The organism is Cohnella lupini (assembly GCF_003386205.1).
GTDB classification, from domain to species: Bacteria; Bacillota; Bacilli; order Paenibacillales; family Paenibacillaceae; genus Cohnella; species Cohnella lupini.
Genome location: NZ_QRDY01000045.1, coordinates 1 through 14,977 on the forward strand (window position 1 = coordinate 1; position 14,977 = coordinate 14,977).

The 14,977-nt window shown below is 48.8% G+C and carries 10 protein-coding genes and 1 pseudogene; 8 read left to right on the forward strand and 3 right to left on the reverse strand.

All coding sequences use genetic code 11. The features are described from left to right. Positions 1-186, forward strand: a pseudogene (locus tag DFP95_RS28185) (thiol peroxidase); the annotation flags it as partial. A gap of 132 nt (positions 187-318) precedes the next feature. Here the strand turns inward: DFP95_RS28185 and DFP95_RS29920 are convergent. Beyond that, positions 319-450 carry a (2Fe-2S)-binding protein gene (locus DFP95_RS29920; RefSeq protein WP_115996014.1) on the reverse strand — a complete coding sequence of 44 codons (132 nt, stop codon included), beginning with the start codon at positions 448-450 and terminating at the stop codon, positions 319-321. 211 nt (positions 451-661) lie between these two features. Between DFP95_RS29920 and DFP95_RS28195 the strand changes: the two genes are divergently transcribed. The 5 genes from DFP95_RS28195 to DFP95_RS28220 all read left to right on the forward strand — a co-directional run bounded on the left by DFP95_RS28195 (position 662) and on the right by DFP95_RS28220 (position 10,202). Next, on the forward strand, positions 662-3,796 hold the full coding sequence (locus tag DFP95_RS28195; RefSeq protein WP_181907649.1) for an Ig-like domain-containing protein: 3,135 nt from the start codon (positions 662-664) through the stop codon (positions 3,794-3,796). A gap of 180 nt (positions 3,797-3,976) precedes the next feature. Then, positions 3,977-4,690 (forward strand): ABC transporter ATP-binding protein, encoded by a 714-nt coding sequence (locus DFP95_RS28200; protein WP_115996016.1) that lies wholly within the window; start codon positions 3,977-3,979, stop codon positions 4,688-4,690. After that, on the forward strand, positions 4,674-6,278 hold the full coding sequence (locus DFP95_RS28205; RefSeq protein ID WP_115996017.1) for a hypothetical protein: 1,605 nt from the start codon (positions 4,674-4,676) through the stop codon (positions 6,276-6,278). Before DFP95_RS28200 ends, DFP95_RS28205 begins: the two co-directional genes overlap by 17 nt. Before the next feature lie 359 nt (positions 6,279-6,637). Beyond that, positions 6,638-8,647: a methyl-accepting chemotaxis protein gene (locus DFP95_RS28210; RefSeq protein WP_115996018.1), complete on the forward strand. Its 2,010-nt coding sequence runs from the start codon at positions 6,638-6,640 to the stop codon at positions 8,645-8,647. 823 nt (positions 8,648-9,470) lie between these two features. Further along, complete coding sequence (locus DFP95_RS28220) at positions 9,471-10,202, forward strand: hypothetical protein (protein WP_115996020.1); 732 nt, start codon at positions 9,471-9,473, stop codon at positions 10,200-10,202. Between the two features lie 114 nt (positions 10,203-10,316). Here DFP95_RS28220 and DFP95_RS28225 read toward each other — a convergent pair whose 3' ends face one another. Beyond that, the gene (locus DFP95_RS28225; protein WP_115996021.1) at positions 10,317-11,438 is read right to left on the reverse strand and encodes a DUF4303 domain-containing protein; all 1,122 of its coding nucleotides are present in this window, start codon (positions 11,436-11,438) and stop codon (positions 10,317-10,319) included. Positions 11,439-11,740: 302 nt separating this feature from the next. Here DFP95_RS28225 and DFP95_RS28230 point away from each other — a divergent pair, with 302 nt between their 5' ends. Then, positions 11,741-12,361 (forward strand): MBL fold metallo-hydrolase, encoded by a 621-nt coding sequence (locus DFP95_RS28230; protein WP_115996022.1) that lies wholly within the window; start codon positions 11,741-11,743, stop codon positions 12,359-12,361. A 165-nt stretch (positions 12,362-12,526) separates the two neighbouring features. On the opposite strand, the gene DFP95_RS28235 is transcribed toward DFP95_RS28230, so the two are convergent. Further along, the gene (locus tag DFP95_RS28235) at positions 12,527-13,375 is read right to left on the reverse strand and encodes an AraC family transcriptional regulator (RefSeq protein WP_115996023.1); all 849 of its coding nucleotides are present in this window, start codon (positions 13,373-13,375) and stop codon (positions 12,527-12,529) included. Between the two features lie 312 nt (positions 13,376-13,687). Here DFP95_RS28235 and DFP95_RS28240 point away from each other — a divergent pair, with 312 nt between their 5' ends. After that, entirely contained in the window at positions 13,688-14,710 is a 1,023-nt protein-coding gene (locus DFP95_RS28240) for a DUF3137 domain-containing protein (RefSeq protein ID WP_115996024.1), read from the forward strand. Positions 14,711-14,977: the final 267 nt, after the last annotated feature.

Consider the following 14,977-nt stretch of genomic DNA (forward strand, 5'->3'; position numbering starts at 1 on the left):
ACCGACTATAAACACCGCTCATTCGGTGAAGCGTATGGCGTACTCATCAAAGAATTGCAATTGGACATGAGGGCGATCTTCATTCTAGACGCGAATAATACCATTCAGTATGTGGAATATCTCAAGGAAATGACGGACCATCCGGATTATGAAGCCGCTCTGAACGCTCTTCGGGAATTAATCTAATTCGTTTCATAGGAAGGCGGCCCTTCGTAAATCGAGCAGATGTAGTCGCTCTTGCTGACCTCGTGTTGACTTTAATTCATAGAAAATACATCGCCTGGGCTTTTAAGCCACATGGCGATGTATTTTTTGTCATTATGATTGCGGCCGCTGCGCCTCCGGGCACGTCGTGCATCTCTTGTAGCCCGATGCTAGACGGTAAATTTGGCAGCACGCTATCTTGTAATAACTCTGTGAGCAAGATTGGGACGAGTCTTCTCCCGGCACAAGGCGTCTTCGAACGGGTTAACAGAATGCAAGGAATCCTGCTCTTTTCCAATATACGGCTATGTCCGACGTTTCTATAATTTAAAGTGACCCCAAGCATTAGGCATACGAAGATGGCGACTGCTGACAGATTACAGACACCCAGGGTGATGAGCGGCATACTCTGCGAAAGCAGTTTATGTATAAAACCTATTTATGGGAGGGATTTGTAATGAGGAAGATCGGCAGTGCGGGATTGGCTTTGTTGCTATTATTGACTTTGCTGCCCGTATCGAACAACGCGTCGGCAAACGGTACGCTCGGAATTATCGAGCCGTTGGCGGCAGGTCAGGCAACGGGAGGCGGTTTTTTTCCGCTCGGTGACGCGTTCGACAGTACGGACGTCGCTTGGGATGCAGTGAGCGGCGTACCGACGGGCAGCCCAGGCGGAGGCGCGCCTTATTATGCCGGCAGAGCCGGCTACGTCGATTTCGGTCCCGATTGGGCGAATGTCCGGATTGAGTCCACTTGGACCAAATATTATGCTTACACCACCGGTAATCAGACTCCCTATGCGGAGCTGTGGTGGGACGACGACACGGATACGGTCAACGACAGCGGACTGACCGAGACCGACATCAACTTCAACAGCGCGCAAGGCCTTAACACCGGATCGGCGGCTCCATGGGTCCGGGATTCCAACCTCGCCGGTAATCCCCTCGTGCCGGAAGGGCGTTACCTGATGCTTCGCTCGCCGAGCACGATGACGAATCGGGCGACGGAATACGCGTTCGTCGGTTGGCTCAATCTTCCGGTGACCGCGATAACGGTAACTGGCGCAGGCGGAGCTAGTACGATCTCCACTTCGGGCGGAACGTTGCAGATGTCGGCGGCGATTACTCCTTCGAACGCCGGATTGCAAACGGTTACATGGACGTCGACCAACGGAACGGGCAGCGCCACGATTAGTGCCGGCGGCTTGCTTACGGCTGTATCGAACGGCACCGTTACGGTGCGGGCGACGGCTCAGGACGGGTCCGGCGTGTTCGGCACCAAGACGATCACGATCTCGAACCAGGGTCTAGGCGGCAACGAACCGTTGCAGATCATAACGCCTGTCCAAGCGGGCAGCGCCACGGGGATGTATTTCCCGATGCAGGATTCATTCGACAACCAGCCGACGCTGGACGTGAATACCGGATATCCGGTCGGAACCGCGACTGGCAACGGCGCGCCGTATTACGCTAGCAGAGCCGGTTACATCGACTTCGGCACGGATTGGAGTAAGGTAAAGATCTTGGCCACCTGGACGCAATACCGGTCCTCGAGTTCCGGCAATCAGACTCCCTATTCCGAGCTGTGGTGGGATGACGATATCGATACGACGAACGACAGCGGCCTGACCGAAACCCGATTCAACTTCAACAGCGCACAAGGAATTAACACGGGATCGACGACGCCGTGGATTCGCGACAACGAGATTAGCGGCACCGCGGTTTCGCCGTTGTCGCGCTACTTGTTGCTTCGCGCCCCGGCAACGATGACCACTCGCGCGCTCGAATACGCGTTCATCGGCTGGATAGATGCGAACGGCAACGGCGTGCAGAATGCTCCGTACACGCCGGTGTCGCAAATTAACGTAACCGGCGCCGGCGGCGCGACGACTTTGCTCATAGGCAATACGTTGCAAATGTCGGCTAGCGTGCTTCCTTATACGGCTTCGAACAAGACGATCGTCTGGTCGGTCATGAATGGAACGGGCAGCGCGACGATCAGCTCCGGCGGGCTTCTGACACCGGTGACGGACGGAACCGTTACGGTGCGGGCGACCGCGCAGGACGGCTCGGGCGTCGTGGGAACGCGGGTGATCGACATCTCGCAATACGAGTCGTTTATTCTAACGCGCTCGCTTGACGTTAACGGCAGACCGCATATCTACAGCAACGACATCCAAGCCGATTACCCGGGAGTCAACTGGCAGACGGTTAAACGTCTGTACATTCCGGCCGGCCACTATGATTATATCCGGCTGAATAATCTGCCGCAGCGGGCGGCCAACAATCCGCTTATCATTACGAACTACGGCGGCAAGGTAGAGATCAGCAGTAATTTCCAATATACGTTCTTCATTGGAGGCGGCTCGAACTGGAAGCTGACAGGCGAATATAACAATACTCTGAAGACCGGCCACGCAAGCTATACCGGCCACGCGAACGGCAATTACGCGAACTCCAAAGGCAATTACGGCATCGAGGTGGGGCGCTCGAGCAATTCCTCCATCATGGTCAGCAATCGGGCGACGAATTTCGAATTGTCGTTCCTCGAGATCCACCATTCCGGATTCGCGGGACTGCTGGTCAAGACGGACGGCGATGCGACCGCGACGATGGACGGCGTGAAGATCCACGATAACTACATCCACGACATCGAAGCGGAAGGCATGTACTTCGGCAATACGAGCGGGACGGCCAACCAGCATATGTTCACGAATTTGAAAATCTACAATAACCGCGTCATTCGGACGGGGACGGAGGGCATCCAGCTGTCGCAACAGGGCAACGGCCTGGAAGTGTACAATAACGTTGTCGCCCTGTGCGCAATGGATTGGAAGGATCCTTTCGCGCAGTGGCAGGACGGTTGCTTCCAATACGCGCAGCGCGTAGGCAGCGGTGAAGTCTACAACAACGTGTTCATCGGCGGAGCCGGCGACACGTTCGAGATGGTGCTGTCGAAGGACGCCGCCGATACGAATCCGCCGGGCTCCCAAGCTTGGGTGCACGACAACTACTTCTCGCACGGACGCGACTTCTTCGGTTACGTTCATAACGCCCCGTCCAATCCGACGGCGACGCTACGGTTCGAAGACAACATCATGCGGCAGTTCAACTTCCAGTATGGCGAGCTGCCAGGAAAGACCGACTTGAACAAGCTTATTTTCGCCGTAGACAACGTGACGAACCCGCTGTATTTTACGAACAACTTGCAGGATGGAACGAAGACGTTCATCGATACCGTAGGCGGCAACAACGGTACGTCCGGCAATGTGACCGCGACCGGCAACGTAACGGCAGCCACCGTCGCGCCGATCGTATTCGAGGACGTTACGTTCCCGACCAACTTCGATTGGACCAAGATCGAGCGGTGGGACGACTACTCCAACCTGTATAGCGTTCCGATCTACTATAACCAAGGCGATTACGCGTACTACTTCCCGACGGGCGAGCTCTATCTCTGCATCGAAGCAGGCTCGCACACGGCGAAAAATCCGACGACGAATCCGTCTACCTGGCAGCTTGTGCCGATGATGACCGACGATTTCCGCACCGACGCGACATCGCCGTATCAAGGTATGGGTTTGCTTGATTGATCTCGGGATCATCCAGTTCTAGGTTCTAAAATGGAAGGCTGCTTCGCGATTTATGCGGAGCAGCCTTTTGGGGTCTCGTTGATTTCGGAGAATCAATTGGGCATGACCGCAACGGTCCGGTTACAATTACGTAGTAAACCAGTAACCATATATTTGCATGTACGAAACGGAGGTAACGGCATGGAATTGATCCTGCAAGGGATTACCAAAAGCTTTGGGGATAAAAAAGTGCTCCAGGGTGCGGGGTTCCATTTTCAGAAAGGTAACATATACGGACTGCTGGGTCGCAACGGCGCAGGGAAAACGACATTGTTCAATTGTCTAAGCGGTGAAACCAAGATCGATGGCGGACATGCGCGGTTGAAAGATGAGGGAGGCGAGAGGAAACTCGTCGAGGAGGATATCGGTTATGTGTATTCGTTGCCGATATTACCCGAATTTCTGACCGGTTATGAATTTATTAAGTTCTATCTCGATATTAACCGGGACAAGCAGCCGGATTCCAATATCGACGCTTACTTCGATAAGATAAGCATGTCGCGGGAAGATCGCCACCGGCTTATTAAAAACTACTCCCATGGTATGAAAAACAAAATTCAGATGCTGCTTTTTCTCATTTCCAAACCGCCGGTCATTCTGCTTGACGAACCTCTGACCTCCTTCGATGTGATCGTGGCGCACGAGATGAAAAATATGCTGCGCGAGATGAAGCGCGATCATATTCTCATTTTCTCCACCCATATTTTGCAATTGGCTACCGATTTGTGCGATGAGCTTGTCGTGTTGAACAACGGTCAATTGTCCGCCGTACCGACCGATCTGCTGCATAGCGCGGAGTTTGAACAACGGATTATTTCTTTGTTAAAGGATGACGATCATGCTGAGAACATTTAGCACGCTGTTTTCCATCCGAACTTCCTCAACGGTCAATCGATTGATTTATTATGCTCAGATGCTTCCCTTGGTCGGCAGTAGAATTAAGAATACGCAATATGCCAATCTGGAAGGGAAAAAGGCGATTGCTATTATCGCGTTTCTTCTAAACATCGTTTGGGGATTCGTCTCCAAGCTTGCTTTTCTAGGGCTGATGGTTTACTTACCTGTCGTCGCATTGAACGGGGGCTTATCTCAGGAGGATCAGCTTTCGCTGTTTTTACATATCTTTTTGCTGCTCAGCTTTGTGATGGCGGGTGTCGCCGGCATTACGGTTTTGGAGACGAAACGAGAGAAGTACATTGCCGTAAAGCTCATGCGGATGCAGCCTACTGCCTATATGCAAGCGTCGCTGGGCTATCGTTATTGCTCATACTTTATCTACTATATTCCGGCTTTGCTGCTCTTCACCTCCTTACTGAATGTCCCGGTTCTTCAAGGGATGGCGCTGGCAGTGTCGGTAACGCTTTGGCGGGTATTATGCGAATATCTTCATTTGAAGCTGTTTCAGAAAACGGGCATCGTGCTCGTCAAAAATACCGCGGCCGTTTGGCTTGCGATTGGACTTGGCTACGGTGTTGCCTATGCGCCTATTTTGCTAAATTGGATACCCTACAGCGGCGAACTGTTGCTCTTATGGCCCGTTACAATGGTCATTGCCGTGCTTGGCGCGAATGCCGCGGTGCGGTTAAAACGATATTCCGAATATCGAACGGCAGTGGATGCCGCGACGAAACGGGATGATCCTCTGCTCAATATCGGGCAAATGTTTAAAGAAGCCAATAAAAAACAAGTTAAGTCAAAGGACATTGACCTTACTCTTACGGTCGGGCAGAGCGAGCAATATAAGAACCGGGAAGGTTATGCGTATTTAAATTCGTTGTTTTTCGCAAGGCATCGCAGCCTCCTCTTACGACCTCTATGGAACAGATTGGCGATTATATGCGCTATAGGGGTGTTCGGCGTGACCTTTGCTATCGTCGATCCGGAAAAGGCATCCTCCCTGGCTGCAAAATGGAGCACCGGAATTCCTTGGTTGATTTGGGTCATGAACCTTCTCTCCATTGGTGAACGAGCGTGCAAGGCCATATTCTACAACTGCGATCTCAGCCTTATGCGATACAGCTTCTATCGAAACGCCGCCGACCAACATTTCCGTCAAAGGTTATTCCGCATCTGCGGGCTTAACCTAGCGCTTGCCGTCGTTCTTGGAGCCGCATTGACCGGATTTGCGCTGACGGCAGGGGGAATACCGACAGAAGAATTGCTTCTGACATTGGTCTGCGCGATCGCGTTGTCCGTGTTTTTCTCCATCCACCATCTCTTCCTGTATTACATCCTGCAGCCTTATTCGACCGAGCTAAATATGAAAAATCCATTTTTCTTTGTCGTAAACATTGTCGTTTCTTTCGCATTCGTATTGGCCCTCATCTTGAAGGCCGATGCCACGGGACTTGCGATAACCATAGTAGCAATAACGATCGCTTACTTCATGACGGCGTTGATTCTTGTTAAAAGATGGGGACCTCGTACTTTCAGAGTGAAATGAGCAATTGTCTACAGCAAATGTGATGTGCGTGGGTGAGGGCATGTAATACGAATAATAAATACATCGCCGAGGCGTAAAGCCATATGGCGATGTATTTGTCGTGTAAGTTACTCTTATCGGATTATCATTAAAGCGTAAGACGTCACCTCTTCTCTAAAATACTAATACTCTGAATCCGATAAGAGTAGTGTTAACCAATTTATAACAGAGTAAGGAGATTTGCGAATGAGAATTGGGAATTAAGCATGAGCGACTTTTTCTGTTCGCGGCCATGCTTCGTGCTTCGTGCTTAATAACTTCATGAACACTTACCTGTCGGTAAGTAAGTGTATGACACAGATGAATCCGGAGGAATATCAATGCCAACCCAAACATCAAAGAGAAAGCTTAAAAATCTGTCCATTCGGGTTAAATGGTCTATCGTCATACTTGCGCTGTGTATCATCCCGCTAATTGTTTCTAGCTTGTTCTATGTAAATTATTTCAAGAACATGAGCAAGTCTGAAAGCCAGAAAAAGGCACAATTGGTAGAAGAACTAAGCATCTCTCGAATTGACGAATGGATACAACTAAAAGTTTCCGCGGTAACGGAACTGATTAACCTACATCCCGAATTTCAATCCATGGATCCGAAGGTTATTCTACCTTTTCTGAAAATGCTTGAAGAGAGCGATAACCAAATCGATAACTATATCTTGGTTGATACCAAAGGGCAAGGCATTGATATTACCAATACCCCAATCGATGTGTCCGACCGAGATTATTTCAAAAAGATGATGGAAACCAAACAAACGGTCATATCGGACATGGTGGTCAGCAAAAAAACAAATAAACTAGTATTGCCGATCGTCACCCCTCTCCTTGACGGTTCGGGCAACATAGTAGGTGCGATATCTCAATCCGCCTCACCTGATAACTTTTCAAAGTTAACGGACTCGATTAAATTGGAAGAAACCGGATACGGATATATCATTTCTGGTTCCAGCGAGTATTACACCTATCCGGATAAGAGTCGGATTGGAAAAAAGGTAGCGGAGTTCTCTAAAGATAAAGGGACTCAGGACGCGTTCAGTCACATACTGGCGAACGCCAAAGGGTCCATTACCTATAAAGTGGGGGACGGAAAAGAAGTTATCACTTATTACGAGACCATTCCGAACACCACATGGAAACTTCTGATTACCGTGCCAACCGATGAAATTAACGCAGCCGTAGACCGAGCTACCAACATTGGAATTATCATAATGCTTGGAATAATCCTTATCGTTTCGTTAATCGCAATCCTGCTCACTAGGAGTGTCGTCAAGCCTATCGCAACGATTTCCTCCGTTGTCAAAGAAGTTGCGGACGGAAATCTTAGCATGAGGGTTGCCGTTCGCTCGGAAGACGAAATCGGTATAATAAGCATAAACATCAACAACATGATCGATTCGTTGTCTGCAATCGTACAACAAATCAATACGACGATCAGCCGTGTCGCTAGCTCTTCCGAGGAGCTTTTGGAATCCGCGAAGCAATCCGAGGCATCTTCCACGCAAATTTCCTCGGCTATACAGGAAATGGCAAGCGGTACGGAAGTACAATTGCAAGCAGCGGAACAATCCGCGAGGGCAATGGAAGAAATGGCCGCAGGCGTGCAAAAAATCGCCGAATCTTCGGGCATCGTATCGGATCAAACCGGAGAAGTCGCTAAAGAAGTGGAATACGGTTATGCAGAGATTCGCTCCGCCATTCAGCAGATGAACGTGATCGGCACCTCGGCCAATCATACGGCTGCCGCAATTGAGCAATTGAACGGACATTCCAATGAAATCGGAAACATCATCGAATTCATTTCGGACATTTCCAATCAAACAGCCTTATTGTCGTTAAATGCATCCATCGAAGCAGCCAGAGCCGGAGAGCATGGGCGCGGATTTGCAATAGTCGCGAATGAGGTCAAGAAGTTGGCCGAACAGAGCAAGGAGTCCGTAACGACAATCGTCGAATTGATTCAGTCTATCCAGCAATCCTCAACGATGGCCGTCGATTTCATGCGTAGGAATGTCGCTGAAATCGAAGACGGGGTAGGTAAAATGCAGCATATTGGCACCTCGTTCAATACGATACAAGTTTCGATCCGACAAGTATCGGAACAGACGCAGGATGTATCCGCTACGACCGAGCAGTTATCCGCCGGCACGGAGGAAATCACTTCGTCCCTTGAAAGCATGGTTAAAATCGCCGAGGATTCCGCAGAAAAATCCCAAACTGTCGCAGCCTCCTCAGAGGAACAAACCGCCATCATGGAAGACATAACAGCTTCGGTATATTCTCTTAACGAAATGATGAGCGAACTGAAGAACCTGGTTAAAACATTTAAACTGTAATTATAAGTTAACGGGTTTTACGTTGAAAGTTCGTTGATTGGGGTTGGGGTTGTCACTGTAACATGGTGGCTTCCCCGGCCCTTTATAATCTTGCATATACCTAATCTAGCTGACCTTGTGCGATTTTTTCCAACTCCTTAACTTCCGTCAAAAGGCTATCACCGCAAAGCCCGAATGCCCATCGATATGCGTTTCCGCGGTGTCGAAGCATCAACTGTCCTGCCGTTAATGGTAACTTGGCGAATTCCGATATATAAGTTAGCACATTGGCTAATGCCTTATATTGATTACAAAGGAGCTTCTGTACATGGAATGGCTTGTATTGTTGTTTTCCATGTTTTTTTATGGTGCAACGTTTTGGAGTTATGATACGAGTCAGGCGAATTTTATTTTCCAATTGATCATTGGAACGGTGTTATTGCTTTGTTTCTTATACCTCATTCGGGACCGGCGTGAACAGGAGGAGTTTGCCCTATGGCTCCAATCCCATCGAAAAGAAATACTAACCGACAGAGCCTTCTTTAACCATTTTGAGATCACAACGGATACCCTATTCATCCGATATGAAGCCGTCGTCTCCTTCGCTTTCTTCAGTAAGCATCGAACAAGCCGATATTTTATTCAGGGGGCCCATTTAACGCCTCTTCATCGAGCGATGTTCAGCTTTATTACACTGCTGTTCGGATGGTGGAGCGTGCCGTTTGGACCGATTACGACGATCGTCGTCCTATGGCGCAATCTAAGAGGCGGACACCGATATACCCTTTCAGATTTGCTAAACTAGAATCTATTCATTTCTATACTCAAAAGGTGGTAAGTAACCGTGGGCATGATCGTAGGCATAATCGTTGTTGGAGGGCTTATTCTATTAGCATTCTTAGCTCCATCCCTAATAGGTAAACTGCTGAGGAAGCTTAAGAAAAGGTATCTCCCCCTAAAGCAACGCCATACACCGGAATCGCAGCAAGTGATGAATGCAATGGATTCGGAGGCGCTTGCGACACTGACCAATTATATAAAGCATTTCAATCGGAAAATGAGCGTTTCGCGCGAATGGCTAACCCCCTCCTTCCTGATGGAAGCCTACTTCCCGGAGACGCATACGTTTGATCCGAATATCAGCGTAGATGCAATGCTGAGCTATTTCGATAACAACTACCCCCGCCGGACCGCGCTCCGTTCCTATGCCCTGGACAGCTATGAGCTTCTGAAGGATGGGAGTATCGCAGTCGGCATCTCTCGGCTATATGAGAGGGGAGGAGCATCTCATGTCCGGTATATTGTGACGAAGGATGTAGCAACCGGTCGTTGGTATATGGATCATATATCTAGACAGTTTGTCGGCAAAATTGTTGAGCAGTTCTTGACTTCGCGAAACACAACGCTTTATGAGCTGCTACTTGAAGAAGGCGGCACGCTTGCCTATGAATCCGAGAAACCGATACCTGGTATCTCGGTCGGTGACCGCGTAATGGCTGACGGTTATCTGGTGACGCAAGAAACGCTTGATGGTCATATTTATTACCGCTTGCTTCGGATGGACAAACTGCAATAACTCAAAGCCGATGGGAGAACGAGACTGCTATGACTGGTCGTTCTCCTCCTTTCTTTCCCTTGCAAAACCCCCATAAGATATCCAATCGCTCCAGCTGTCGGATCACGGCTTACCTTACCTGGCCAATGCCTCTAGTTCCTTGGCAGAGTCGATCAGATCGTTGTCTACTTCAGCCAGTCGGACAGCGATTTTTTTGCATTGTTCTGCTTGATCCTCAGTTAATTTACCAGCAAAGTGCAGCGCCTCTATATAAAAGGTTACCCACTTATAACTTTTCATATCTATACTGTTCAAACGAGCTAGCTCCGTCAATTTATCAAGACATTCTTTCGCCAATATATTTCCGAATTGTTCAAGCTGCACGAAAACCTCCATTTCCGACTTGCTATATGTAAATGGGGGTTCCAAGCGGTAATCCTTTTCAATAGCTTCTGACCAAAACGCTATGGAATCAGTTACCGATAAATTCATGTTCTGCTTCATCGCTTCCTCGAATTGCGTATCCAATTCATTCAAATCAGGAAAAACTCGATAGAACAGCTCTTGATCAATCGTTTTTCTCATCACCATGCCGTAGTCTATATAATCATTCCCGGTAGATGCATACGCAATGAAATCTTCGGTTTTGTCCAACACAGCAAACGCTTTCTCTGCAATCAGCTTCTGCATCGCCTTTAACGCACAAACATAGTAGCCATTATCGATAATTGCCGTTTCGAACGCAACTACTGGAACACCTTCGACATTTCCTATAGGATCGTCTTTGCTTATGTCCGAGGCCGTATATCCGATTTTCTCGAATAACGCAATATATTTTCCGTATTCACCCATATGCTCTTGCCAAAATTGAAAATCAAAATCTCCACAGTTGTATTTTAGCGAGATGATGTGGTTTCTCTCAAAATACTCCTGATTATTGCTTTGGTACTTGCAAAGGGTCTCATTAAAACGCCCCAATGTGTTCATATAAAAATAGAAGCTCTTATGCTCGTCCGCATATAAGTTAATAGCGTATACCTCTTTATTTTCAGGACTGGCAGCAAAGGAATGAACAATTTGCTTACAGCCTTCAACCAATGCGTTGGTAAAGCTCTCTATCGTTACAATTTCCCCTTGAATTGGCGGTTTGGTACTATAAATAACTTGGTCTTTATCATTCAAAATATAATACCCTTCACTTTTGAGCGGTGTTCTCTCGTCCAGAAGGCGACCAAGCATGGAATAGTAAGTATACACATTCAATCTCCTCACAAATATAAATATAAGTTCCGGAACTTTTGTCCTATTATATCATAATTTGTAAAATTAAAGTAGAGTTAGCACCCTTGTTGATTTGAACATCCTTGCACTCCTATCGTTGATTTCATTCATTGGATCATATCAATTTAATCGTGCGGTAAGGATAAGCGTTTGATCGCATTATTTCCAATAAGCCTTATCCACTAGGACTTTACTGGTAATTGAAGTATGATAATAGCAATTATTGCTAAGGAGTTTATATTTCTGAATAGAGTGATTCACCAATAATGGAGGTTATCATGACTCAACTATCAATCACTATCACGCCGGTCCTCGTTGCCGAGCTGCTCACCGGGGGCGGGCGTATGCCCGTCTACGTGCACATCATCGATCATCCTGATGCTCGCGTGCTGGTAGATACCGGCATGACGGAGCTGCATCCGGCGGCGGCCGACTTCGATCCCCGCCTCTGGCCATTAAGCAAGCAGGATTTCGATATCGCCAGCATCGACATCGTCGTTAACACACACCTGCACTTCGACCACTGCGGCGGCAACCACCTCTTCGCCGGTAAGCCAATCTACGTCCAGCGTCGGGAGCTCGACGACGCGCGTAACGAGGACGACTACACCATTCGCGAGTGGGTCGATGCGCCCGGCGTGCAGTACATGCCGGTCGAAGGTGAGCTAGAGCTGCTTCCCGGACTCCGACTCGTCCCGGCGCCAGGCCACACAAGCGGCATGCAGGTGGTCGTCGTCGAGACTGGCGGGCGTCCGGTCGTCATCGGCGGCGACGTGGCGGTTTGGTTCGGTGAGCTCGACGAACCACGTACCGAAGGCCAACTGCGGGTGCGTGCACTCGACCCCGAGCTAGTCTGGCTCGCGCACGAGCACGAGCCTTGGCGGTCCCGCACTGCCTGAGCTTTCAACTCAACGAAATATGGCGAACGGCACGCATTCCAGGGATCGCTTGCTGACTCCGTGTTGACTTCGAGACATAACAAATACATCGCCAGGGCGCATGAGCCATTTGGCGATATATTTATAATTTGTAGATCACCCTTACTTTTCAATGAAGTACGAGATTTATTTCTTCTTTACAGGTATCCATATTTCTCCGGTAACGTTAATTGCCATTCCATAGTACATTTCAAAGCTAGGGCCCTCAACCTGTTCGTATTCAGAAGTCGGGAACCACTCGGAATAGATTCGCTCCCATAATCGTTGCAGTTCGCATTGCGGTTCCGGGAAGATCGCCCATGTTAATGCAGGGACGGAAAGCTTTGTAAATCTCTCTGGAATTTCGAGCCCCTTTGGCAAATTGTAACACACCATGTATTTGAAATTTTCTCTAGTGTGGTCATATAGGGCGGCATGCAACACTGTGTCTCCAAATCGTCCCAGAAGTTCGTTCATCAGACCAACACTATCGTCTTCATCACACCTTTTCCTGAATACAGGAACCTCGGCAAATGCTGTTTTCTGGTCCGAATTTATAAGACCATAGACTCCGAACATCTCGAAAGACCTTCTTTGTTCAATGCGGTAATTCATTTCGACATCTCCTCTGATTGAAATATGAAAGGACATTCGAGGATAGGCTTTTAGCGTAACGCCCTGCTCACGTGCGGACATCGGCATGATTCCATGAAGATTCTTGAATGCACGTGCGAACGCTTCTGGCGAATCATATCCATATTTCATGGCTACCTCGAGCACCTTCGCATCCGTGGTCTGGAGCTCGAATGCTGCCAACGTTAGACGTCGACGCCGAATATACTCAGATAACGATACGCCGGTTATAAAAGGAAACATCCTTTGAAAATGATACGTCGAGCAATAGGCCTTCCGCGCAATTTCTTCATAGGAGATGCTGTCCGTTAAGTTTGCTTCAATGTAATCCATAGCGCTATTCATCCTGTCTAGCCAATCCATCGCAATTCCTCCCTTCGAGATCAATCTTATCGGAGATAAATATTAAATGCCGTGCATCTACTGCACGAAAAAGTCAGTATGTGGAATTAAGGGGCAAAGTCATTGAGACTATTCTACCAGAAAAAATCGTTATAAAGCCCGCTTTTTACTCCATCGAGCATGCTGCCGGACGCCAGCAGTCCGGACAAATAGGCTCAGTGCCACAACCAGCATCTGTGTATTAGCGTTGTCGTAACGTCTAATGAATTGTCGAAAATTGTAATCTTCCCTATAATAGACTCATAGACTCATCGGAATTGGGGAGAATCGTACATGTGGCCGACATTCGAAGAGTTCCTTCAAGAAGCCCGAATGGACTTGAACCGGTTGGAACGTATTCGAACGGCTTATCTAGAACGGCGCTCGCGGGCGATCCGACGCATCTTCGTGCCATTGACGGTGCTCGTAATCGCATTTTTCGTGAACGTCCTCGCTGTACTCGGATTCAATCAAGGATGGGGAGTATTCGGCATTCTATTCGTGCTGATCGGCGGATTGTGGTGGCTGGTTCGCCTATTCCGCACCCTGCGTGAATATCGAGGCGACATCCGAACGGCAAAGGCGGAATTCGAACAATACGGCAGCGCCCCTTTGGCGCAAGCGATGGGACTCTTCGCGTTCCAGCAAAGGCAATTCACGACGGATTGCGGCTTCGAATACGAGGGCGGAGAGACGTTCAGGCACGGCGGATTGCTCGAGGGAAATCCGTTATTCGCGTTAGGCTACGATTCTATCCGAGGACTCCATAACATCTCCGGCAAACGCTACGGTCGCGATTTCGCGTTCTCTGAAATCCGCGTTACGCGAAAGGAAACTTCCAGCGAGGGAGATTATACAGCAACTTTATTTAGAGGCGCGCTGTTCGCGGCGAATTTGAACGAAGAGAACGAACAGGTCGTTTTCCTGCGACCGAAGGTGCGGTTTCCGGATCTGAAGAAGATCAAGACGATAACAGACGGCAACAACCATAAGATCAAGCTGCGATCGATCGAAACCGGCAATGTTGCGTTCAACAGGGCTTTCGCGATTCGGGCTTCCGACGAAAGCTCCGCTTTGGATATGCTCTCGAACGATTGGATGCAATGGCTTCTGAGCTTTCGGGATCGATACGGGAAACGCATCACGATCCTGTTCGCCGGCTCGCGCATCACGATCGCCGTCAGCTCGACAAGAACGCGGTTCCCGTTCAAGCCGGGAAGGTCCACGGAGCGAAACTTGCGGTCCGCCTACGAAGGTCTCCGATTCGCGCTCGAATTGATCGTCCGCAGCCTCCCTGCGGATCGGAGGAATTTTTAATATGAAACCAATAGAGGACCGGGTTTGCCACCGCAAGGGTGCGCATAACCCGGCCCTTTTTTATTTTCTCTTCGGTTTTTCCTCGAGTGTGACAAAGTTACGGTTACGCGTATTTGATTTTGTTATTATCGTTCTCAGAAGCCCAATAAAAATCAAACTAATCCGGAGGTTTTAATCATGAACTTGAAAAACAAAATGGTCGTTGCATCTTTAGTTGCCTCGTTGGCGTTACTCAGCTTGAATATCAGCAATCCGGTTCACGCCGCT